General features: G+C 32.9%; 20 protein-coding genes. 16 read left to right on the top strand and 4 right to left on the bottom strand.

Annotated features, from left to right (window positions below):
- Positions 1 to 107: 107 nt before the first annotated feature.
- Positions 108 to 1,403, bottom strand: coding sequence for a tyrosine--tRNA ligase (gene tyrS, locus OH806_RS08420; RefSeq protein ID WP_264743234.1), 1,296 nt, complete (start codon positions 1,401 to 1,403; stop codon positions 108 to 110).
- 129 nt (positions 1,404 to 1,532) lie between these two features.
- Between tyrS and OH806_RS08415 the strand changes: the two genes are divergently transcribed.
- Both OH806_RS08415 and lipA read left to right on the top strand, forming a co-directional pair.
- Entirely contained in the window at positions 1,533 to 2,093 is a 561-nt protein-coding gene (locus OH806_RS08415; protein ID WP_264743233.1) for an RNA polymerase sigma factor, read from the top strand.
- Between the two features lie 190 nt (positions 2,094 to 2,283).
- Complete coding sequence (gene lipA, locus OH806_RS08410; protein WP_264743232.1) at positions 2,284 to 3,150, top strand: lipoyl synthase; 867 nt, start codon at positions 2,284 to 2,286, stop codon at positions 3,148 to 3,150.
- Between the two features lie 30 nt (positions 3,151 to 3,180).
- Here lipA and OH806_RS08405 read toward each other — a convergent pair whose 3' ends face one another.
- A complete protein-coding gene (locus tag OH806_RS08405) occupies positions 3,181 to 4,038 on the bottom strand; it encodes an AraC family transcriptional regulator (RefSeq protein WP_264743231.1) in 858 nt (285 codons plus the stop codon).
- Positions 4,039 to 4,207: 169 nt separating this feature from the next.
- On the opposite strand from OH806_RS08405, the gene OH806_RS08400 reads away from it, so the two are divergent.
- Both OH806_RS08400 and OH806_RS08395 read left to right on the top strand, forming a co-directional pair.
- The gene (locus OH806_RS08400) at positions 4,208 to 5,410 is read left to right on the top strand and encodes an MFS transporter (RefSeq protein ID WP_264743230.1); all 1,203 of its coding nucleotides are present in this window, start codon (positions 4,208 to 4,210) and stop codon (positions 5,408 to 5,410) included.
- A 106-nt stretch (positions 5,411 to 5,516) separates the two neighbouring features.
- Positions 5,517 to 6,722: an NAD(P)/FAD-dependent oxidoreductase gene (locus OH806_RS08395; RefSeq protein ID WP_264743229.1), complete on the top strand. Its 1,206-nt coding sequence runs from the start codon at positions 5,517 to 5,519 to the stop codon at positions 6,720 to 6,722.
- A gap of 69 nt (positions 6,723 to 6,791) precedes the next feature.
- On the opposite strand, the gene OH806_RS08390 is transcribed toward OH806_RS08395, so the two are convergent.
- Both OH806_RS08390 and OH806_RS08385 read right to left on the bottom strand, forming a co-directional pair.
- Positions 6,792 to 7,970: a vWA domain-containing protein gene (locus OH806_RS08390; protein WP_264743228.1), complete on the bottom strand. Its 1,179-nt coding sequence runs from the start codon at positions 7,968 to 7,970 to the stop codon at positions 6,792 to 6,794.
- A gap of 11 nt (positions 7,971 to 7,981) precedes the next feature.
- Complete coding sequence (locus OH806_RS08385; RefSeq protein ID WP_264743227.1) at positions 7,982 to 8,659, bottom strand: SIMPL domain-containing protein; 678 nt, start codon at positions 8,657 to 8,659, stop codon at positions 7,982 to 7,984.
- Positions 8,660 to 8,796: 137 nt separating this feature from the next.
- Here OH806_RS08385 and OH806_RS08380 point away from each other — a divergent pair, with 137 nt between their 5' ends.
- The 12 genes from OH806_RS08380 to OH806_RS08325 all read left to right on the top strand — a co-directional run bounded on the left by OH806_RS08380 (position 8,797) and on the right by OH806_RS08325 (position 23,757).
- The gene (locus tag OH806_RS08380) at positions 8,797 to 10,581 is read left to right on the top strand and encodes a tetratricopeptide repeat-containing sensor histidine kinase (protein WP_264743226.1); all 1,785 of its coding nucleotides are present in this window, start codon (positions 8,797 to 8,799) and stop codon (positions 10,579 to 10,581) included.
- A gap of 63 nt (positions 10,582 to 10,644) precedes the next feature.
- The gene (locus tag OH806_RS08375; protein ID WP_264743225.1) at positions 10,645 to 11,379 is read left to right on the top strand and encodes a LytR/AlgR family response regulator transcription factor; all 735 of its coding nucleotides are present in this window, start codon (positions 10,645 to 10,647) and stop codon (positions 11,377 to 11,379) included.
- 62 nt (positions 11,380 to 11,441) lie between these two features.
- Positions 11,442 to 12,692: a CinA family nicotinamide mononucleotide deamidase-related protein gene (locus tag OH806_RS08370; protein ID WP_264743224.1), complete on the top strand. Its 1,251-nt coding sequence runs from the start codon at positions 11,442 to 11,444 to the stop codon at positions 12,690 to 12,692.
- A 71-nt stretch (positions 12,693 to 12,763) separates the two neighbouring features.
- Positions 12,764 to 14,818: a M13 family metallopeptidase gene (locus OH806_RS08365; RefSeq protein ID WP_264743223.1), complete on the top strand. Its 2,055-nt coding sequence runs from the start codon at positions 12,764 to 12,766 to the stop codon at positions 14,816 to 14,818.
- Positions 14,819 to 14,951: 133 nt separating this feature from the next.
- Positions 14,952 to 17,045, top strand: a complete 2,094-nt coding sequence (locus tag OH806_RS08360) for a M13 family metallopeptidase (RefSeq protein ID WP_264743222.1) — start codon at positions 14,952 to 14,954, stop codon at positions 17,043 to 17,045.
- Positions 17,046 to 17,305: 260 nt separating this feature from the next.
- On the top strand, positions 17,306 to 17,755 hold the full coding sequence (locus tag OH806_RS08355) for a type VI secretion system contractile sheath small subunit (protein WP_264743221.1): 450 nt from the start codon (positions 17,306 to 17,308) through the stop codon (positions 17,753 to 17,755).
- A 22-nt stretch (positions 17,756 to 17,777) separates the two neighbouring features.
- Positions 17,778 to 19,139, top strand: a complete 1,362-nt coding sequence (locus OH806_RS08350) for a DUF5458 family protein (RefSeq protein ID WP_264743220.1) — start codon at positions 17,778 to 17,780, stop codon at positions 19,137 to 19,139.
- A 127-nt stretch (positions 19,140 to 19,266) separates the two neighbouring features.
- A complete protein-coding gene (locus tag OH806_RS08345) occupies positions 19,267 to 19,677 on the top strand; it encodes a hypothetical protein (RefSeq protein ID WP_264743219.1) in 411 nt (136 codons plus the stop codon).
- A 33-nt stretch (positions 19,678 to 19,710) separates the two neighbouring features.
- Positions 19,711 to 20,745, top strand: a complete 1,035-nt coding sequence (mutY, locus tag OH806_RS08340; RefSeq protein WP_264743218.1) for an A/G-specific adenine glycosylase — start codon at positions 19,711 to 19,713, stop codon at positions 20,743 to 20,745.
- Positions 20,746 to 20,789: 44 nt separating this feature from the next.
- Positions 20,790 to 21,347 carry a gliding motility lipoprotein GldD gene (gene gldD, locus OH806_RS08335; RefSeq protein WP_264743217.1) on the top strand — a complete coding sequence of 186 codons (558 nt, stop codon included), beginning with the start codon at positions 20,790 to 20,792 and terminating at the stop codon, positions 21,345 to 21,347.
- 28 nt (positions 21,348 to 21,375) lie between these two features.
- Positions 21,376 to 22,299, top strand: coding sequence for a PfkB family carbohydrate kinase (locus OH806_RS08330; protein WP_264743216.1), 924 nt, complete (start codon positions 21,376 to 21,378; stop codon positions 22,297 to 22,299).
- 87 nt (positions 22,300 to 22,386) lie between these two features.
- On the top strand, positions 22,387 to 23,757 hold the full coding sequence (locus OH806_RS08325) for a peptidylprolyl isomerase (protein ID WP_264743215.1): 1,371 nt from the start codon (positions 22,387 to 22,389) through the stop codon (positions 23,755 to 23,757).
- Positions 23,758 to 23,795: the final 38 nt, after the last annotated feature.

Below are 23,795 nucleotides of genomic sequence, written 5' to 3'. Positions count from 1 at the left end.
CTTCTCGTTTTTGAGAAGGTTTTTTATTTTTACAAAATTGTAAATTAAAAAGTAAAAAAGGCAACGAGATATATCCCGTTGCTTTTTTATATGTGGTATTTTGAATATTATATTGCTTTTACAATAAAGTAATTTTTCTTTCCTTTTTGTAGTAATAAGAATTTACCATCGATAAGATCGTTCTCACTAGCTGTATAAGTGTCATTTACTTTTTGTTTGTTTATAGAGATTGAATTTCCTTTCAATTCTCTTGTCGCTTCACTTTTAGACTTTAAAAATCCAGATTTTTCTGAAAGTAAATCAACGATATTAACGCCTAAAACATCAGCTTTAGTTAGTTCTTTTTGCGGAACACCTTCAAAAACCTCTAAGAATGTTTCTTCGTTCAGACTTACCAAATCTTCTGCGGTAGAACGACCGAAAAGAATTTCAGAAGCCTTCAAGGCTTTTTCGTATTCTTCCTTACCATGAACCCAAACTGTAACCTCTTCAGCTAATTTTTTCTGGAGTTTTCTTTCGTGTGGAGCTGTTTTATGCTCTTCAATTAAAGTTTCAATTTCCTCTTTTGGTAAGAAAGTATAGAATTTAATGAATCTTTCTGCGTCTTCGTCAGTTGCGTTCAGCCAAAATTGGTAGAATTTATATGGTGAAGTTTTCTTTTTATCCAGCCAATAGTTTTCTCCGCTTTCTGATTTTCCAAATTTTGAACCGTCAGCTTTGGTAATCAAAGGAACAGTTAAAGCAAATGCTTCTCCCTGAGCTTTTCTACGAATCAATTCTGTACCTGTTGTGATATTCCCCCATTGGTCAGAGCCTCCCATTTGAAGCTTAACATTATTATTCAGGTATAAATGCAAAAAGTCATAACCTTGAATTAATTGATAAGTGAATTCCGTAAAACTCATTCCATCTGCCCCAGATTCTCCTGAGAATCTCTTTTTTACAGAGTCTTTTGCCATCATGTAGTTTACAGTAATGTTTTTCCCAACATTTTTAGCAAAATCAAGGAAAGATATGTTCTTCATCCAATCATAATTGTTAACCAATTCTGCTTTGTTGGTTTCATCGCCTTCAAAATTTAAAAATCTTGAAAGTTGATTTTTTAAACAATCAACATAGTGCAGAAGAGTTTCTTCATCTAAAAGATTTCTTTCTGTAGACTTTCCTGAAGGGTCGCCAATCATTCCTGTAGCTCCACCTACCAAAGCAATTGGCTTATGACCATGTTGCTGAAAGTGAGCTAAAATCTTTATCTGAATAAGACTTCCGATATGTAAAGAATCTGCAGTTGGATCAAAACCGATATAGGCAGTTGTCATTTCCTTATTCAGTTGTTCATCCGTTCCAGGCATCATATCGGCAAATAGACCGCGCCATTTCAGTTCTTCAATAAAAGAGTTCATTATTTTTTGCTTTAATTTAATGTGCAAAGATAGTAAATTCGTGATTATAAAGACGGAAAACAGAATAATCGGGGTTTTATTATCAGATAGCTTTTTAATTTTGATCTAAATCAGTTATATTTGTTCATGATGGATGACAAACAATTATTTCTTCTTATCGGTAAAGCAAAAGATAAAGATCAAAAAGCGCAGACAAAGCTTATTAATATCTTTTGGGTAGACGTGTTTTCGTTTGTAATGAAAAAAGTAGGAAATGAAAATGATGCAGATGAAATTACGGTGAATGTTTTTTCCAAAGTTTTGTCTAAGTTGGATATGTATGACCCGCACTTTCAGTTTAAAACCTGGATTCTCACCATTGCTCAGAATACCATAATTGATTTTTGGAGAAAAAAAACTCGTGAAAGTCAAGATCCTACCGAAAATTTAGATGAAGTTAAAAATCAATATGCAAAATCTCCAGAAGAACTGATGATTTCTGAAGAAGAGCAGAAGAAAATCATCAAAACAATCGAATCTTTGGATGCTAATTATCAGGATATTATCAAATTACGTTTCTTCGAAGAAAAAAGTATCAAAGAGATTGCTGAGGAATTGGGGATTTCTGTAGCCAATACCAAAGTTCGTGTGATGAGGGCAAAAAAAGTTTTAGCAGAATTACTGAAAAATAATGAATTTGACGATAATTGATACAGTGTTTTTTGATATCGTATTTGTTTGGATGTAAGTTGGTGCTAAATTTTATCATGTGTTATGAATTATGTAATTTAACATAAGATTTAATATATAACGATTTCGGAATTATGTGTTTTATCAATCAAAACTCTTTGATTGTTTCGATAAAAAAATCCTTAACTTTGGAACTCAATTTGAGAAATAAATGGAAAATTTAGTTCAGGATACTACCGTTCAGAAACCTAAATGGATTCGTGTAAAACTTCCTACAGGAAAGAATTACAGAGAATTAAGAACATTGGTAGATAAATATAAATTAAATACAATTTGCCAAAGTGGGAGTTGCCCGAATATGGGCGAATGTTGGGGAGAAGGAACGGCAACATTCATGATTTTGGGTAATATTTGTACGAGAAGTTGTGGATTTTGCGGGGTAAAAACAGGAAAACCACTTGATGTAAATTGGGATGAGCCTGAAAAAGTAGCGCGTTCTATTAAATTAATGAAAATAAAACATGCTGTTCTTACTTCTGTTGACCGTGATGATTTGAAGGATATGGGGTCTATTCTTTGGGCTGAAACCGTAAATGCGGTAAGAAGAATTTCGCCAGGAACTACGATGGAAACTTTGATTCCTGATTTTCAGGGGATAACAAAACATATTGATAGATTGGTAGATGTTGCTCCCGAAGTAATCTCTCACAATATGGAAACGGTAAAACGTTTGACAAGAGAAGTGAGAATTCAGGCTAAATATGAAAGAAGTCTTGAGGTTTTAAGATATTTGAAAGAAGCCGGACAAAGAAGAACAAAAACTGGAGTTATGCTTGGTTTAGGCGAAACTAAAGATGAGGTTTTCCAAACTATTGAAGATATCAGAAATGCAAACGTAGATGTTATCACACTTGGGCAATATTTACAACCAACCAAAAAGCATCTTCCTGTAAAAAGATTCATTACACCTGAAGAGTTTGAAGAATTAGGAGATTTCGCAAGAAGTTTAGGATTCAGACACGTTGAAAGCTCACCTTTGGTAAGGAGTTCTTATCATGCAGAAAAACACATTCATTAATACAATCGCTCCATTTTGGAGCGATTTTTTTTATATCAATTCTTCTCTTTTAAAATACCTTTTTTTAAACTCTGAAGGAGTTTGCCCTAGATGTTGTTTGAATAATTTATTAAAATAAGAAAGGCTTTCAAAACCCACCTGAAAACAGACGTCAGTTACCGAATAATCTTTCAATAAAAATATTTGTGCCTGATTGATTCGGTAATTGTTTACAAAATCAGTGAAAGTCATATTCGTTTGTTTTTTGAAATATCTGCAAAAAGCCGGAGTACTTAGGTTTACAATTTTTGCAATTTCATTTACATTCGGTTTTTTATCATAGTTTTCGTTGATGTAATCGTATATAGTTCCCATTCTGATTTTATCGTTCAGGAACCATTTTATTCGTGTATCTTCATCATTTAGCTCTTTCACTTCAACCGAATTGGCAAGAATTTGCAAAATTTCAATTAAACCAATCAAAGAATCGAAAGAGTTTTTATCCTTAATAAAATTGAGTTTTTCTACCGCCAGTTTTTTTGTTTCTCCTGAAAATGATAGCCCTAAATATGAACGTTCTAAAAGCTTTTTAATATCATTAAATTCAGGAGTCGAAAGAATTAGGTCTTGAAGAAAATCCTCTTTCATCTGAAGAACAAGTTGTTTACATTCGGTTTGAATACCATAATCAAAATTGAGATGAGGTACATTTGAACCAATTAGCAGTAAGTCACTATCTGTAAATCCTGAGATATTTTTTCCGACATGGCGGATTCCTTTTGAAGTTTTTACATATACCAATTCTATTTCAGGGTGATAATGCCAGAAAAAACAATTTTTTAATGAAGGAGAAAAAAGTTTGAAAGACTTTTCTTTTTCAAATTCAATGATTTCTTTCTGGATTTTCATTTGGTGCTATTTTGATTATTTAATGATTTAAAATTACATAAAAATGTTAATATAGAGCAATTTTTTATCATTCACGTTGAAGTATAAGTGACTATTTCTATCGAATTTTGCAAACTCAAGTGAAATAGTTGATTAGTCTTCTTAAAAAATAATTTAAAAAAGACGTAAAATGGGAATGATAGATAAAAGAATAATACCTTTAGCGATAGGTGGATTGGGAATTGGTACTACAGAATTTACAGTAATGGGGCTGCTTCCAGATATAGCAAAAACTTTACAAATTACCATTCCGGAAGCAGGACATTTGATTTCTGCCTATGCTTTAGGAGTAGTGGTCGGAGCTCCAATTTTAATAGGATATTCCGTTAAATTTCCGCCCAAAAAAGTCTTAATGGTGTTGATGATGATTTTTACTTTGTTTAACGGGTTATCGGCTATTGCACCAGATTATACAACGATGTTAATCATAAGGTTTTTGTCGGGTTTACCTCATGGTGCCTTTTTCGGTGTGGGAACGGTGGTTGCATCACGAATGGCAGGAAAAGGTAAGGAGGCGCTTTATATTTCCTTAATGTTTACGGGGCTTACGGTTGCCAATCTTGCAATGGTTCCTTTGGTGACTTATATTGGACACACTTTCCATTGGCGATGGTATTTTGCCATTGTTGCAGCGATTGGTTTATTGGCGTTATTATTTCTGAAAATTTGGCTTCCGAAAATGGAAACCAATCAGGAAGCCCACTTTTTGGAAGAACTAAAATTTCTCAAAAAAAGACAATCTTGGTTGGTATTAATGATTACAGCAATAGGATTTGGAGGGCTTTTCACATGGTTCAGTTATATAACACCATTAATGACTGTTATTGCAGGAGTAAAAGAAAGCCAAATGGCTTATGTAATGATTCTTGCAGGAGCAGGAATGGTTGTTGGGAATTTAGGCGGAGGTATTTTATCTGATAAATTAGGGCCCGAGAAAACTTGTGCTTTGCTACTTTTCTTAATGATGAGTTCATTAGGATGTGTTTTTTTTCTATCTGAATATCAAAGTGTGGCTTTTGTTTTGACGTTTATTTGCGGAGCTTTATCAATGTCTGTTGCAGCACCGATTAATATCATGATGATGAAAGCCGCTCCTAAAAGTGAAATGATGGCAGCAGCATTTATGCAGGCGGCTTTTAATATAGCTAATGCAATGGGGGCTTTTTTAGGGGGAATTCCTTTAGAATATGGGTATTCATTCAATTATCCGTCTTTAGTTGGAGTAGGAATGACTTTTATAGGTCTTATTATCGCTTTGAGGTATAAATACTTATACAGTTTACAAACAGAAGAAGAGGAACTACCGATAGACTGTGTTTCATGTGATAAATAATATAAAAGAGAAATTATTTCTCATTTCTTTTTATTTGGTATTATAATATTAACTAAAAAATGTTGTATGGTTCGTATTTTTTTCTATTTTAGTTTAAAATATTAATATGAATCTTAAATCTAATGAACCTTTTTGGCTTTTGAAAAATGGTCTTATTGAATCTTATCCATCACTGAAATCAAATGAAGAATGTGATGTTTTAGTAATTGGAGCCGGAATTACTGGTAGTTTAATTGCTCATCAAATGATTGAGGATGGCTATAAAACGATTGTAATAGATAAAAGAGAACTTTGTAACGGAAGTACCTCAGCAACAACCTCAATGTTACAATATGAAATAGATGTTCCGCTTTTTGAGTTAATTGATAAAATTGGAGAAAAGGGAGCTGTAGAAAGCTATAAAGCCTGTTCGGATTCTATTGATGTTCTTGAAAAACTTACTAAAAAGACCAAATCTAAAGCAGGTTTTAAAAGGAAAAAATCACTGTATTTTGCTTCTAAAAAGAAAGATGTTAACTGGCTGAAAAACGAATTTAAGGCAAGGAAGAAGGCCGGATTTCCTGTTTCTTGGTTAGAGCCTGAGGATATTAAGCAGAAATTTGAATTCGAGAATACATTTGGAGCAATTCTGTCAGATCAGGGAGCGAGTATTGATGCTTTTCAGTTTGCACATGAGTTGTTTACTCTCAACGTAAAGAAAGGTCTACGAATTTTTGATAAAACTGAAATGGTGAAGGTGGAATATTTCAAAGGCTTTAATATTGCGACTTTAGAAAGTGGCCATACAATTAAGACTAAAAAAATAATTTATTGTATTGGATACGAAAGTAAGGAATTAATTAAAGAAGATTTTGTTGATTTAAAAAGTACTTATGCTGTTGTATCTGAAATTGATGATGAAAAATTTAAAAATATTACCAATACTTTAGTATGGAATACGGATGAACCTTACATCTACATGAGAACTACAGATGATGGAAGGTTACTCATTGGTGGAGGTGATGAAGATTTTTCAGATCCTAAGAAAAGAGATCAGCTTTTAGATAAAAAAGAGAAAGAAATTTTAAAAGTTTTAAAGAAAATTAAACCTGATTATCATTTTTACACAGATTTTGTTTGGGCTGGTGTTTTTGGAGAAACTAAAGATGGGCTTCCATATATTGGGGAGCATGAAAAATTTAAAAACTCTTATTTTGTATTAGGTTTTGGCGGAAACGGAATTACATTTTCTGTAGTTGGGATGGAAATGGCTTCTCAATTTATGAAAGGAAAAAAGCATTTACTATCAAAATATTTTAAGTTTGGAAGATAAATTTCGGGGGTTCGGCTTTGCCGAACCCCCGAAAGCTAAAAAACGCCTCAATTTGGAGGCGTTTTTTTATTATGAACTATATCCATTTTTCTTTGCCAGTTCTAGGACAGATTTTTCAATGGCTTTTCCAAGATCATCAGAGTCAGAACTTCCTTTTTTTCTCATTTCGGAGTCGATATAATCCTGACGTTTTTTAGATAATTCTTCAATTTCTTTTTGAATTTTTTCTCGTTCAGAGGCTTTTTGTGCTATGATTTTTTGTATTTCAACATTGGTTTTTCCTTTTAATTCAGAAGGCAACTCTTCCTGTTTTATGTTTGAAATATAGCTTTTGTCTTTTTCTGCTTTATCTACCAAATCCCAATGGTCATTTTTATAAGCGTTCTTTTTAGATTTTGCTACTGTTCTTTCAACCGCATTTGATACGGATTGGATTTCCGCATTTTTATCCTGTGCTGTTTGTTTGTTTTTGTATTCTGCACCTCGATTTCCGTAATAAATATAAGTGTCATTAAGTTTGGCATTGCATTCGGAAATTTTGATATCGTACGGAGTTTCAATGTACATCACTTTTCTGTTGCTGTCTATGTTGAAATATTTTCCGTCACCAATTGTTGCTCCGTTTTGCCAATATGTTTCGATGCCCTCTCTTCTGTCACCACAAAAAATAGTATTGGTATAAATATTTTTACTTTTTGCTTTAGAAATAACTTCTTTGTAATTGATTTTTCCTTGGTCGAAAGATTCGTTTCCTGCGATATAAATCAGCTTCATGCTTTTTTCATTATCATCCCAATTCAGATTCATCGATGCATCTCGGATGACTGCTCCACAATATTCGCTACCTCCGTTTGTTCTTAAAGCAAACAATTTCTCGGAAACTAAATCCAAATCCTGTGTGAGAGGAGTGACCTGGCGAATGTAGTTTTCATCTTTAATTCCGTCATTTCCGTATTCATAAAGAGCAATTTCTATTTGAGGTACTTTTCCGTTGTACTTCAAAGTGGTTAATGTATTTACGATATTCCAAAGTCTGGATTTTGCTTGGTCAATTAACCCGTCCATACTGTTGGAAGTATCTAAAAGAAGAGCAACCTGAATTTTATTTTCTTTGCTTACACTTCCGGAAGGTTCGTTCTGAACGATATTTTTTTCGATTGAGGATTGGGTGCAACCAATTGATGTACCTTGTACATTTAAAAAAGCTGTAACTCCTAATGTTAATGCTAAAATTTTAATAGTTGTCATGATTGTTGTGTTTAAAGGATTTCGTATTTTGTTTTGATGCTGTATTTCAACTTAATATTTTCAATGTTTTCGAAAGAATAATCTACTGTAGAATCTGCCGCTTCTAGCTGAATATTGCTCATTTGTGCTGTTTTATAAGCAACAGGAATGATAGAGTCACTCATATAATCTTCAACTTCAATAATTTCCATCGGATTTCCTGTTTTCTTGCCAATACTTTCTAATAGATAATCTGCCTTTTCTTTCGCCGCTTTCAATGCATTAATTTTTACGGTTTTTCTAAAATCTGCGATTTTTGTGTTTTTTACTTCCGAAATGTTCAGATTGGTAACCCATTTTTGGTTGAGGTCTTCAAATAGTTTACTGACATTGGTTTTTGCACTTACTTTAAATTCAAAACTTTTTGTGAATCTTGTCGTTTTTGAATATAAATTCTGATACATAGATTTGAATTTAATGTCTTCATTTTTTACTCCACCATTTTTAAGTGTTTCAAATAATTTTTTCTCGTTGTTGGCCAAATCGTTTTTATTGTCTGCTTTTATTCCGATACTAAAGATGATTTCATCGGGTTCTACTTCCATTTCAGCAACTCCTGTTACTTCAATTGCATTTTTCTTGATTTCCTGAGCATTCATAAAACTTCCAATACTCAATAATCCTACTAATAAAAAGTGTTTCAATCTCATAATTTCCTGTTTTTAATTTTAAATTTCTACAGTAAAATTATTGAGATTCAGTATTGGAATTTTGAAGACTTGGTGAAATGGAGGTTTCACTTGGTGAATAGTTTTTTGTAATTTATATATATGTATATCTTTGTTTTATGAAAATGTTTCAGCTTTTTATCGTCTTTCTATTTTTTGTTTTGGGAAATCATCTGTATTCTCAGGAAAATGATGTTGTGAAAGAAGTGAAAGTTCAGAGCAAGAAGCTAAAGAAGGCGGTTGATACAAGAAATATTTCGGCACAGGCAGATTCTTATTATAATATTGGTGAAACTTTTTTCAACGATGGAAATTTTGCAAAAAGTGAAGAATATTTCATAAGGGCAAAAAATATCTATGAAAAACTGAATGACAAACCTAATATTGAAAAAACGACCAGAAGGTTAGCACAATCGCAGGAAAAGCAAAATAAAATAACACCTGCAATCAGTAATTATAACAGAGCGGCAGAAGTTAGCTATTCAAAAAGTAAGGCTGTAAATTCTAATGATGCAACAAGACTTTCTACCAATTCTCAAGACGTGAAAGCTGAGGCTATTCAGAGTAATATCCAAATAAGCGAAAAAGAAAATGACAAAGCGGAATTAGCGGAAAATTATAGCCAAATGGCAGAAGTGAATATTCAGCAGAATAATATTCCGAAAGCAGAAGAAAATTTGACTAATGCCTATAAAATCTCCAAAAAAGAAGCTCCTCAACAGGCTTTAGAAATCAACAAGAAACTGACAGATTTTTATGTTGAAAATAAGAAATTTGATAAAGCCATTGAAGCTAAAAAAACGGTTTTAGAAGAAGAATTTGTAAAGAAAAATTCGCAAAAACAAGTTGAGCAGATTCAGGAGCTTGCAGATATTTATATTCGAAAAAATGATACGGAAGAAGCTATTGATTTATTGAAAAAATCATACAAGATAGCTCTTGAAAAAGGACATACACTAGAAGCTCAGAAAAGCGTAAAAAAATTAGACAGTCTTTACAATGTTTCTGAAAATACGAATGCTTCGGTGCAGTTGTATCGTGATTTTTTGGGAAAATTACCCGATTTGGTTTCAAAAGACAGAAGTTTGGTAGATAACAAGATTCTTGAAGAAACAGAACAAAGAATTGCCCAATTAGAAAAAGAAAGAGAGCTGAAAGATGAGCTTATCAGAAAGAAAAATATCTTTAATTATGGCTTAATTGGAGCTTTACTTTTGTTGATTGTGTTCATTTATATCATTTTCAGGACATTGAAAAAGGTTCAGGTTAAGAATAAAAAAATTGCGTTGCAGTCACTTCGTCGCGAGATGAATCCGCATTTTATTTTTAATAGTTTGAATAGTGTCAATCATTTTATTGCAACCAATAATGAACTCGAAGCCAATCAGTACCTTACTAAATTTTCAAAATTAATGCGCGGCGTCATGGAAAACTCTACAGAAGATTTTATTCCTTTTCAGCAGGAACTAGATTTGCTTCAGAATTATTTGGCGTTGGAGAAAACACGTTTTGCAGATAAATTCGATTTTAATATTGAGGTTGATGAAAGTTTAAATACGCAAAATTTGAAAGTTCCCGGAATGTTGGTACAGCCATTTTTGGAAAATGCGATTTGGCATGGTCTACGGTATAGAACCGAAAAAGGATTTTTGAAATTGAGTTTTGAGAAAGAAAATCAGAATTTAAAAATCATCATCGAAGATAACGGGATCGGTATTGAAGAAAGTAAAAAACAAAAAACCGAGTATCAAAAAGCACGTGAAGGTCGCGGAATGAAAAATACGTTGGAAAGAATTGAGCTTTTGAACGATTTATACAACCAGAATATTCAATGTAAAATCACAGATAAAAAAGATAAACAGGGAGTTTCTGTTAAAATTATATACAAACTGATTGATAAATAAAAGATTAATAGCAAATTTTAACGACCTGCAAACTAAAAGCTGTTATCTAACACCTGAAAAAATATGAAATTAAAAGCTGTAATTGTAGACGATGAGGTGATTGCAAGAGATGTTTTAAGAAATTATCTCACAAAATATTGTCCACAAGTTGAGATTCTTGGAGAAGCGGAAAATATAAAAGAAGCGGTTCCGTTAATTGCCGAAAAGCAACCACAATTAGTATTTTTAGATGTTGAAATGCCTTTCGGGAATGCCTTTGATGTGCTGGAAGCTACAAAAGATTTTTCTTATGAAACCATTTTTATTACGGCATTTTCACAATATTCTTTACAGGCTTTAAATAAATCTGCTAGTTATTATATTTTAAAACCTATTGATATACAGGAGCTTATTTTGGCGGTGAACAAAGTTGCAGAAAGTTTAGAAAGAAAAGAAGAACTTAATAGAAATAAAATTCTTCTTGAAAATCTGAAATTAAAGCCGGAAAAACAACAACTTATCCTTCCTACTTTGCAGGGTTTTGATGTAGTGAAAACCGAAGATATTGTAAGGCTTCAGGCTGATGGAAACTTTACTCAGGTTTATCTTACGGATGGCTCAAAGAAAATGGTTTGCAGGTTTTTAAAGCATTTCGACGATTTGTTAGAAAATCCTTTTGTAAGAGTTCATCGTTCACATATTATCAATACCACTTTTGTTAAATCTTATCATAAAAGTGGTACAGTCACCCTTTCAGACACTACAGAAATTGAGGTTTCGGGTAGTTTTAAAGATGGTTTTCTTAATGTTTTTTCGTAAAACGATTTTTATTGATGAAAATTTTCCGTCATTTGTAGAAGATTTTTTTCTCAAAAATTAATATGAAAAATGCTGTTCTTATCACCATTGGTGACGAAATCCTTTCAGGTAATACTATTGATACCAATTCTAATTTTATTGCGACTGAACTTAAAAATATCGGAATAAAAGTTTCTCAGATTTTTACTATTTCAGATGAAATTGATACCATAAAAGAAGCTATTCAATCAGCTTTTGAAATTGGAGATTTAATTATCACAACAGGAGGTTTAGGTCCTACAAGAGATGATAAAACTAAGAAAGCGATTGCAGAGTTTTTTGATGATGAAATTGCTTTGGATGAGGCTACGTTCAATCATCTTAAAACGTATATGGAGAAACGAGGTCGTTTGGAAATTCTTGAAAGAAACCGAGAACAGGCTTTTGTTCCTACAAAATCGAAAGTTTTTCAAAATTTTTTCGGAACAGCTCCTTGTATGATGATGGAGCAGAGTGGGAAATTGTTATTCAGTCTTCCTGGAGTTCCGTATGAGGTAAAACCGTTGATAAAAGACCAGATTATTCCTTATTTACAGGAGAGATTTAGTTTAAGCTATATTTCTACAAGAATAGTTTCTGTTGTTGGGATTCCTGAAAGTATTTTAGCAGACACTATTGAAAATTGGGAACTCTCTTTACCAAAAAATTTAACTTTATCTTATCTTCCGATAGGAACTCGTGTGAAATTGAGAATCACTGCAACTGGTGATAATGAGGAGGTTTTGCAACAACAGCTTGAAGATGAAATTCAGAAATTGCTTCCGTTGATAAAAGATAATGTGATAGCAACTTCAGAAGATAAAATTGAAAAAATTCTAGCAGAAATTCTTACGGAAAGAAAATTGACGATTTCTACAGCAGAAAGCTGTACAGGAGGAGAATTAGCAAAAATGATTACTTCAGTTTCCGGAAGTTCAAAATACTTTTTAGGAGGAGTTGTAACGTATGCTACAGAAAAAAAGATTGATATTTTAAAGGTTAAAAAAGAAACTATTGATGAATTTACTGTTGTAAGCGAACAAGTTGCATCTGAAATGGCTGAAGGATGTCAGAAATTATTTGGTACAAATATTTCCTTATCGACAACCGGTGTTGCTGGTCCCGGAAAAGGAGAGGATGGAAAAGATGTGGGAACTGTTTTCTATAGTATAAGAGTTAATGATGAAACGGTAACATCCAAATTGTATATGCCACATCTTGATAGACTCGATTTCATGAACTTTGTTTCTCAAAAAATTCTTCAGGATCTTGTAAGTATTTTAGTCTCGAGATAAATTTTTAATTTTTGTAGTTTAGCGTAACATATTGCGAAAATAATAGACATATAGTATAAATTTTTAGTATAATGAAAAAATTAACACTTTCCTTATTTTTATTAGCAGGAGTTTGTTCACAAACGATAAATGCTCAGGCTAATGCAACAAAAACGGCTGTTGCTGGAACGGATAAAGGTCTTGACCTTAGCTTGATGGACAAATCTGTGCGTCCGCAAGATGATTTTTATAACTATGTGAGTGGAACTTGGATGAAGACGGCTAAAATCCCTTCTGATAAACCTACTTGGGGAAGTTTTAATAAATTGGCTGAGGATACGGATAACAACTCTATGACGATTTTAAACTCTCTTCTGAAAGATAAGTTTGCTGAAGGAAGCGAGGGTAAAAAAATTCAGGATTTGTATGTTTCATACATGAATATGAAGAAGAGAAATGTAGATGGAATTAAGCCTATTCAAGCCAATATCAATAAAATTGATGCGATAAAAAATCTTGCAGATCTTCAGGATTATTTTGTTTCTGTAACTAAAGATGGAGAAAATGCTTTCTATGGATGGGGTATTGATGCAGATTTAAAAGATTCTAAGATGAATGCAGTTTATTTAGGTAATGCAACATTAGGTCTTGGAAGAGATTATTACCAAAAAGTAAACGAAAAAAATACGGAGGCTATTGCCGAATATACAAAGTATGTAGCTTCAATGTTAAAAGAATTAGGTTATAAAAATGCTGATGCCACAGCAAAAGCTATTGTTGATTATGAAAAAAGCATAGCAAATACATACCTGACAAACGAGCAGATTCGTGATGCGACGCTTCAATATAATCCTCAAACGATGGCAGAGCTTTCTGCTTTGGTTAAAAATGTAGATATTCCTGTTTATCTTAAAAAAGTTGGGGTAAATACAGATAAGGTAATTATAGGAGAACTAGAATATTATAAAAACTTTGATAAGTTAGTAAGTGCTAAAAATCTTCCTGTAATTAAAGATTATTTGAAGTTTCACATGATCAGTGGAAGTGCATCTTATCTAAGTGAAAAATTAGGCGACATGAAATTTGCTTTTTATGGCAAATATCTGAAAGGTCAACAAGAGCAAAGAGCACTTAATAAAAGAGGTTTTGAGCTTATTAACGGAACTTTGGGTGAAGCATTCGGAAAATTATATGTTGAAAAATATTTCCCTGCAGAATCAAAAGCTCAGATGGTTGAGTTGATTGATTATTTGAAGAAAAGTTTTGCAGTTCATATCAATGGTCTGACTTGGATGTCATCTACTACAAAGGAAAAAGCAATGGAAAAGTTAAATAAATTTGCTGTAAAAGTTGCTTATCCTGATACTTGGAAAGATTATTCTAAATTAGAAATTGTTCCTGAAGCTAAAGGAGGAGATTTATATTCTAATCTTAGAAATATTACAGAATGGCAATACAATAAAGATTTAGATAAAGTAGGAAAGCCTGTTGATAAGTCTGAATGGTTGATGACACCACAAATGGTAAATGCATATTATAATCCTGTAAACAACGAAATCGTTTTCCCTGCCGCAATTCTTCAACCACCTTTCTTCAATCCACAAGCTGATGCAGCTGTAAATTTTGGAGGAATTGGTGCTGTTATCGGTCACGAAATGAGCCACGGGTTTGATGATTCTGGTTCTCAATTTGATGCAGACGGAAACTTGGTAGACTGGTGGACTGCAGAAGATAAAGAAAACTTTGAAAAAGCAACAAAAGCTCTTGCTGCTCAATATGATAAATATGAACCGGTAAAAGGAACTTTTGTAAACGGGACTTTCACAAACGGAGAAAATATTGCAGATTTGGGAGGTGTAAGCATTGCTTATGATGCACTTCAAATGTATTTGAAAGATAAAGGAAATCCAGGGTCAATCAGCGGTTATACGCAGGATCAGAGATTTTTCATGAGCTGGGCTACAGTTTGGAGAACTTTGTCAAGTGAGAAATATATGATTAATCAGGTGAAAACAGACCCTCACTCTCCGGGGTATTTTAGAAGTTTTGGTCCGCTTATTAATGTTGATGCATTTTACAAAGCATTTGATGTAAAACAAGGGGATAAATTGTACAAAGCTCCTAAAGACAGAATCAAAATTTGGTAATAATATTTTAAATCGTTCAGAAATGAACGGTTTTTTTATTGAAAAACCTAGAAACTGATTTAGTTAAGTTGAAATTGATTTAACATAAATTCGTATATTTGGTAAGTTTGTATACAATCAAAAATAATCTTTAATGAAAAAGCTGAATATTGGGATACTTGCCTTTTCTGGTTTAGTATTTTTAAACTCTTGTGGAGCAACAAAAACTGCGGACACTACTCAAAAACCGGAACCTACAATTGCTGTAGATCCAGTAAAAAAAGAAGTAAAAGAAGAGGGAATCAATTTATCTTATATGGATAAAAGTGTTCGTCCTCAAGATGATTTTTTTAGCTATGTTAACGGAAATTGGGTAAAAACAACTCAGATTCCTTCTGATAAAGCAAGTTGGGGTTCTTTCAATGCTTTGAGAGAAAATGTAGATGATGCATCTTTGGATATTTTAAACAAAATTTTATCCGAAACTTATCCTGCAGGTTCTGAAGGACAGAAAATTCAGAATTTGTATGCATCTTTTATGGATACAGCAAAGAGAAATGCTGAAGGTTTGGCTCCTATAAAGGCTGATTTAGCAAAAATTGATGGCATTAAAAATATTGGTGAACTTCAAAAATATCTTTTAGAGGCAACAAAATTAGGAGACAATTCTTTCTATGGATGGAGAGTAGGAGCCGATTTGAAGAACTCTAAAATGAATGCTGTATATCTTGGCGGTCCCGACCTTGGTTTAGGAAGAGATTATTACCAGAAAGTAAACGAAGCCAATACTAAAACATTAGCTGAATATCAGGCTTATGTTGGAAAATTATTTGGTGTTTTAGGATATAAAAACTCTGATGCTGCTGCAAAAAATGTAGTTGATTTTGAAAAGCAATTGGCAAACTATTTATTAACTCTTGAGCAAAATAGAGATGCTAATTTAAGATATAATCCTAAAACAGTAGCAGAACTGCCGACTTTGGTTAAAAATGTAGATCTTGCAAAATACCTCAAAGATGCAGGTGTAACTACAGATAGGGTGATTATTGGAGAACTGAAGTATTATCAAAATATGGATTCTTTCCTTACTCAGAAAAATCTTCCTTTATTGAAAGACTATCTGAAATATCATTTAATCAATGGTAATGCGAGTAATTTAGATGAAAATTTAGAGCAAATCAGATTCGATTTCTATTCTAAATATCTTCAAGGTCAAAAAGAGCAACGTCCTATGAATAAAAGAGGGCTTTCACTTGTAAATAGTGTTCTTGGCGAGGCTTTCGGGAAATTATATGTTGAAAAATATTTCACTCCTGAATCAAAAGCTCAGATGGAGATGTATATTGACTACATTTTAAAATCATTCAAACAGCATATTAATGATATGGATTGGATGTCTCCTGAAACAAAAGTGAAAGCTCAGGAAAAATTATCGAAATTCTCTGTAAAAATTGCTTATCCGGATAAATGGAAAGATTATAGTAATTTAAAAGTTGAATCTCCAAAAGCTGGTGCGACTTTATATTCAAACCTTCAAAATGTTTCAGCTTGGCATTATCAAAGAAGTTTAGACAAAGTAGGAAAGCCTGTTGATAAGACAGAGTGGGGAATGACTCCACAAACTGTAAACGCTTATTACAGTGGTTCTAATAATGAAATTGTTTTCCCTGCTGCAATTCTCCAGCCACCTTTCTATAATCCGAAAGCAGATGCTGCGGTTAATTTTGGAGGGATTGGTGCAGTTATCGGACACGAGATTTCTCACGGATTTGATGACAGTGGTTCAAGATTCGATGGAGATGGGAATTTAAATAATTGGTGGACAGACGCGGATCGCAAAAACTTTGATGCTAAAGTTGCTCAGTTGGCAGCTCAATACAGTGCTTATGAACCGGTAAAAGGTAGTTTCGTAAACGGAAAGTTCACAAGTGGTGAAAATATTGGAGATCTTGGTGGTGTAGCCGTTGCTTATGATGCACTTCAAATGTACTTAAAAGATAAAGGAAATCCGGGATTGATTAGTGGATTTACACAAGATCAGAGATTCTTTATGAGCTGGGCAACAGTATGGAGAACAAAATCTACGGATCAGTATATGATTAATCAGGTGAAAACAGACCCACACTCTCCAGGTGTTTTTAGAGCATTCGGGCCATTGGTAAATCAGGATTCTTTCATTAAAGCATTTGATATTAAACCGGGAGATAAAATGTATAAAGCTCCTCAGGACAGAATAAAAATTTGGTAAAATAATACCAAAAAATTGTTAGAAAAGAAAAGCGTATCAGAAATGATGCGCTTTTTTATTTGTTTTTCCAATGTTGGTGATATTTTTTAATAACGGTTTTTGATTGATGTTTAGTATGTTAAATTAAATATTTCAAGAAAAATCTTAACAAAATTTTGTATGTGGCAGTTTTTTTTTAAATTTAAACACTGGATTGGGAATTTTTTTGATTCAGACAAACCCAGTTCGCACCAAAACAAAAATCTCAAAATAATAATAATATGGCAATGTTTAATTATGGTGTTGGCGGAAACGAAGTGAAAGTAGACGCTAATGAAGCTATTCAGGACATACAGGAAAACAAGTCACTGATTGTGAGCCAACTTACAACAGAGGAATCTTACACACCTGAAATTGTAACAGGATTAAAGACTGTGGATGATGTTTTCAAACATTTTCAACCTTCTGTAGCTGTACAGCATGAAACAGAAGATGGTAATGTAGTAGAAGAAGAATTCCGTTTTCAGAATCTTGCAGACTTCACTCCCAAAAATCTTACTCAGAAATCAGATTATTTGCAACAGCTTAGCATGGAACAGGAGCAATACAACAAAATTGTCCGTCAGCTAAAAACAAATAAAATTCTGCGTAATATGCTGGAAAATGAGCAGTCCAGAGCTGCTTTCGTAGAAGTATTGAAAGAAGTGGCACAAGAACTTGAAAAAAAATAATCTTAAGACTTTACATTAAATCATGGATAGTAAATTACAGGCAGCTGAAAATCAGCAGCAAGGGCAACAGCAGCATACAGGGAAGCCAAAAGGTAATCCGCTTGCTGAGCTTAATAAAATAGGTGGTTTTGGTTTTGTTGAATCTGTTGTAGATGGCATTGCCAATATGAACCCGACAAGAAAAGCAAGAAAAGAAATCTTCCTCAACGATAATAACAAATCAGACGAAAGAAAAGAACTTCTTCAAAAAATAAACCTTTGGGTAAGCCTTTTAGAGCAAAATGAATCTGCTGATAAAATGGCTGACATATGCAAAAATAAAGCACAACAGGCAGAACAGAATCTTAAAAGCAATCTTAAAAATACATTAGACGCAGTTCGTCAGTTAGAAACTAACTATAGAACGGTAGCGCAGTTTTACAAAAATACAGAGCTTGACAAAGTAGATAATGTAAGCATTGTAAATGCAAGTTTGGAGCAGGTTTCTGACTTAGATAATCCACTTTTTATTGATGCAATTGCAGAGGAATTCAAAAGTTATTATGATAGATTAGATCTTAGAGATAACTATTCTATTCTTGCAATTCCGGGGTATTTAGGTTCAAATAAAGTTATTGAAAAATGGGCGAAAATCTGTAACGAAAACAAAGTAATGATGGTTACAGACTTTGCAAACCTTGATAAACCGGATGATGTTGTAGATTTATTCCACTCAGCGAATCTTACAGGTGGTGAACTTCATAGAAGTAACGTAATCATGACGTGTAATTGGCTTGTAGGTCGTGGAAAAGCAGAAGAAGTAGGAGAAGAAGAAAACGTAGAACTTCCACCTTCAACTTCATTGGCAGGTAAAATTCATAAAACTTTGATGTCTCAGGTTGCTGCAGGTAAAAAACACGGTAATATTAACGAGGTAGATGCCGTAAAATTCGAATTAAAGAAAAGCGAAATCTCTCAGCTGGAAAAAATGGGATTGGTTCCTATGGTTAATGAATATGGAAAAATCATGGCCTTCTCTGCTAAAACATTATTTACGGGAGATAATATAGGGCTTCAGACGTATTCCGTTGTTCGTGTATTCGATTACGTAACTAAAGTTTTATTAGATTTCTTAAACAGAAGAGCTTTTGAAAACTGGAACGCCAAGAATGAAGATGATTTGAGAAGACAAATCGTAACTTTCCTTGACGGAATTAAAGGTCCGGATAAATTGATTGAGAAATTCAAAATTGTTCGTTTTGAACAGGATAAAGTGAATAAAGACAGAGTTTGGTTAGATATTCGTTTAACTCCATATTTCCCTACAAAAAGTTTCGTTATTAAATTGGATGGACATAAAGGTGATGATGGTAATGAATGGGATGCTGAATATCTTCAAGATTAATCTAATACAAATTATAAAACTAAAAACCGATGCACTTTACATCGGTTTTTTTATACATAGTCTTATGAAATTAAAAGTTAATGCTAGTTTTTGTTGTTTTTTGTATGTTTTTTATGCACTTTTTTTATTGAGTTGTGAAAAAAGATATCAGAGACCGGATGAATATAAAGTTGACCTTTTTGAGGATGAAAAATCAGAAAATCAGGCTTATGTAATGAGTGAAGATGAGGCTTTTGACAATAGTGATATGGTTTTTTCAACTTCAGAGATAAAACTTATTGATAGCTCTTCGGGGCGTGGAAAATCTATTTTTATTTATAAAATTAATTCAGGCAATATTCTAAAAACAACACGTGATTCAATAGTTCATTTCCCGATTGAAATTCTTTCAACTCAAAAGTTAAAAATTGATAAAGATTCTTCGTACGTTTTTCTTGAAAAACTGAAAGGGTTTCGCTTTATAGCCGAGGAGAAGAAAATAAAATATCAGTGGTTGAAAGGAGCACCAGTATATTCTGTGAAGAAGAAAAAAAAATAAATATATATTTGTACCATAAAATGAAACGGATTTTTGAAAAAGAATAAAATAAACACAGATTTTCTTCATGTCGGGAATAAGCTCCTGATTTGGTATAAGAATAATGGAAGAGATTTACCTTTTCGACAAACAAAAGACCCATATAAAATTTGGATTTGTGAAATAGTTTTTCAGCAAACGAGAATTAATCAGGGATTGAATCATTATAATAATTTCATTAAAAGATTTCCCGATGTAAAAACGTTGGCGGAAGCTAAGGAAGATGAGGTTTTGCTGTATTGGAAGGGTTTGGGATATTATTCCAGAGCTATCAATGTACATAAAGCTGCTAAACAAATCATGGACGATTATCATGGTGTTTTTCCTAATCAATATGATGAAATTCTAAAATTGAGAGGAGTAGGGAAGTATACAGCAGCTGCGGTTTCAAGTATTTGTTTTGATGGTAAGATTCCGGCAATCGATGGTAATTTTTATCGAGTTTTGAGTAGACTTTTTGCTGATGATTTTGATATTTCAAGCACAAAAGCGTTTAGCTATTTTTCAGAATTGGCTCATTTGATTTTGCCTGAAAATGTAGGTGATTTTAATCAGGCGATGATGGATTTGGGCTCAGAAATTTGTAAACCTAAAAATCCTGTTTGCGGAGAGTGTCCAATCAATGAAGAATGTTTGGCTTTTTCTTCAAATAAAACTTCCGAATTACCTGTCAAAACAAAAAAAGTAAAAGCTGAAGATTTGCATTTGAAGTATTATTTTGTTCATAGGAATGGTCAGTTTTTGATTCAGCAGAGAAAAGATGATTTTATCTGGAAAAAATTATTTGAATTTTTACCTTCTATTACAGCAGATTTAGAACCTTTCATAAAGAATATTAAAACTGTAAATCATAAACTTACACATAAAAATCTGAATATAGAAATAGCAAATGTTGAGGTGACTTCCAGATCGGTTTGGAGTGATTTTATAGCTAAAAATGAATGTTTCATTACTGATTTTGATGCTTCTCAGGAAAAATCTTTTCCGAAACCTTTAGAAAACTATATTCAAAACTCGTTGAAAGACTGAAATTTGTCTCCCGAAATCTGAAATCTAATTTGTACTTTTGCAAAATGATTAAAAAAGTCATTTTTATTTTTGTTACACTCATGCTTTTGTCTTGTGGAAAAGAAGCTATTCCCAAGCCTTATGGAGAATTGCGTTTAGAATATCCGTCTCCGAAATATCAGAAGTTTGAAAACAATTGTGCCTATACATTTGAATATTCAGATTTTGCTAAAATTACAGATGCAAAAAAGCCTTGTTGGTATTATCTGAATTATCCTAAAATGAAGGCCAAAGTTTTTGTAACATATTATCCGATACAGAATGACTTTAAAGATCACATCAAAGAGGCTGAAAAAATGGTTTATGAACATACCATTAAAGCAAGTTCAATAGATACAAAATCATTTGAATATCCTGAGAAAAAAGTTTATGGGAATTTTTATGAGCTGAAAGGTCAGAGTGCTTCTAATCTGCAATTTTATATTACAGATAGTACGAAACATTTTGTGACAGCTTATTTATATTTCAACACTCGACCAAAACCCGATTCTTTGGCTCCGGCGGTAAATTATATCAAAAACGATATGAAGCATTTGCTAGACACTTTTGAATGGAAAAATTAATTACTTTTAAATATACTTTGAAAAAAATATGAAACTTTTAGTTGTTGGAAGCGTTGCATTTGATGCAATCGAAACACCATTTGGTAAAACAGATAAGATTTTAGGAGGAGCTGCTACTTACATAGGTATTACTTCATCTATTTTGGGAGTAAAATCTGGAATTGTTTCCGTTGTAGGAGGAGATTTCCCACAAGAGCATCTTGATATGTTGACAAACAGAGATGTAAATATCGAAGGTATTGAGATTGTAAAAGACGGGAAAACTTTCTTTTGGTCTGGGAAATATCACAACGATCTAAACTCAAGAGATACTTTAGTTACAGAAGTAAACGTTTTAGAAAATTTTGATCCTAAAATTCCTGATTCTATGCAGGATGCTGAAATTTTATTACTGGGAAATCTTCATCCTGGAGTACAATTATCAGTTCTTGAAAAAATGAATGAGCGTCCAAAATTAGTTATTTTGGATACTATGAATTTCTGGATGGATTCTGCTTGGGATATTTTGATGGATATGATTGCTAAAACAGATGTGATTACCATTAACGATGAAGAAGCAAGACAGCTTTCAGGAGAGTATTCTTTAGTAAAAGCTGCTAAAAAGATTCATACAATGGGGCCTAAATATGTTATCATTAAAAAAGGAGAGCACGGAGCTTTACTTTTCCATGATAATAAAGTATTTGCACTTCCTGCATTGCCTTTGGAAGAAGTTTTTGATCCAACAGGAGCCGGTGATACATTTGCAGGTGGTTTTGCTGCTTATTTGGCTAAAAAAGGTAAATTTGACTTCGAAACCATGAAGTCTGCTTTAATAGTAGGTTCTGCAATGGCTTCTTATACGGTTGAGAAATTCGGTACTGAAAGAATTCAGGAGGTTACCGAATCTGATATGTTCCGTAGATTGAGACAATTTAAAGAATTAACAACATTTGATGTTGAACTGCAATAAATAAGTCTTTTTAAGAAATATTTATAATAAAAAATTTAGTGAAATTCGTTAAGAATTCTAAATTTGCAACTTGTTTAAAATAGTAAAATGATAAATAAACTAAAAGTCACTTTTCTTTTTGGAATTTTCGTAATGTTATTTGCTACAAATAGCATGAAAGCTCAGCTAAAACCAGGGGAGTTAGTGGATGGTATTGCTGCTGTAATTGGTGATGAGATTGTTTTGGAATCTGATGTTAATGAACAGATGAATTATGCAAAACAGCAGGGAGCTTCTAATATGGGTAAGTGTGATTTCCTTGAAAATCTTCTTAGCAATAAACTTCTTGTATACGAGGCAAAAAAAGATACGCTGATAGAAAACCGTTCTGCCGCAATTAAAGAACAGGCTAATGCTAAATATAAGCAGTTACTTTCTCAGTTTCCTGATGAAAAAACGATGTTAACGGCATATAAATTCAGAACTGGTTATGAAATGAAGAATGCTATTGAGAAAATTGATACTGATACTTATTACGGGCAGGCAAAATATCAAAGAATTACAGAGAAAGCAGACGTTACACCGAATGAAGTAACCGATTTTTATAATCAATATAAAACTCAACTTCCGGAAATTAAAGACGAAATTTCTTTGGCTCAGATTGAAATGACTCCTAAGCTTACAGAAGCTCATAAACAGGAACTTATTAATAGATTAAATAAAATAAAGCAGGATATTCAGGGAGGTGAAACTTTTGAAAGCCAGGCAAGAATTTATTCGGAAGATGAAGGTTCCACAGCAAATGGAGGACTTTATAAGAATATTTCTAAAGGTCAGATGGTAAAATCATTTGAGGCGACAGCTCTCAATCTTCAGGAAGGAGAAATCTCTGAACCTGTTGAATCTGAATTCGGATATCACCTAATTCAATTAGTGAAAAAATCAGGAAAGCAGTATGATGCAAGGCATATCCTCTTAAAGGCTACACCTACAGAAGATGAAATTAAAACGGCTAAAGCAAAATTAGATAGCATCAGAGGTCTTATTATTGAAGGTAAAATGACATTTAAAGATGCTGCGTTTAAATTCTCAGACGATAAAAGAACAAAGTTTAACGGAGGTGTGATTACAGGTTCTGATGGTTCAAGTAAAATTGAAAGAGAAACTGTTCCGGGAACAATCAGTTACGAATTAGCAGGTTTAAACAAAGGGGATATTACAACAGCTTTTGATGATGTAGATGAAAGACAAAGAAAAGTGGTGAAAATCATTAAGATTGAAGATGTGATTCCTGCACACCAGATTACGCTTGAAACAGATTATGACAGAATCAAGCAAATGGCTCTTAATAAGAAGAAAGGAGAAATGGTTGATAAGTTTGTAAATTCAAAATTACCGACAACCTTTATTTCAATTGACGGACGCTACGATTCATGTAACCTGAAAGGAAGCTGGAAGAAAGACGCAATCAAAAAATAAAATAAAAAACCTTCAGAATTCTGAAGGTTTTTTATGTA

Source organism: Chryseobacterium oryctis (assembly GCF_025971925.1).
Lineage (GTDB): Bacteria > Bacteroidota > Bacteroidia > Flavobacteriales > Weeksellaceae > Chryseobacterium > Chryseobacterium oryctis.
The sequence above is the reverse complement of the archived record's forward strand: the minus strand, read 5'-3'. Positions and strand labels throughout refer to the sequence as shown.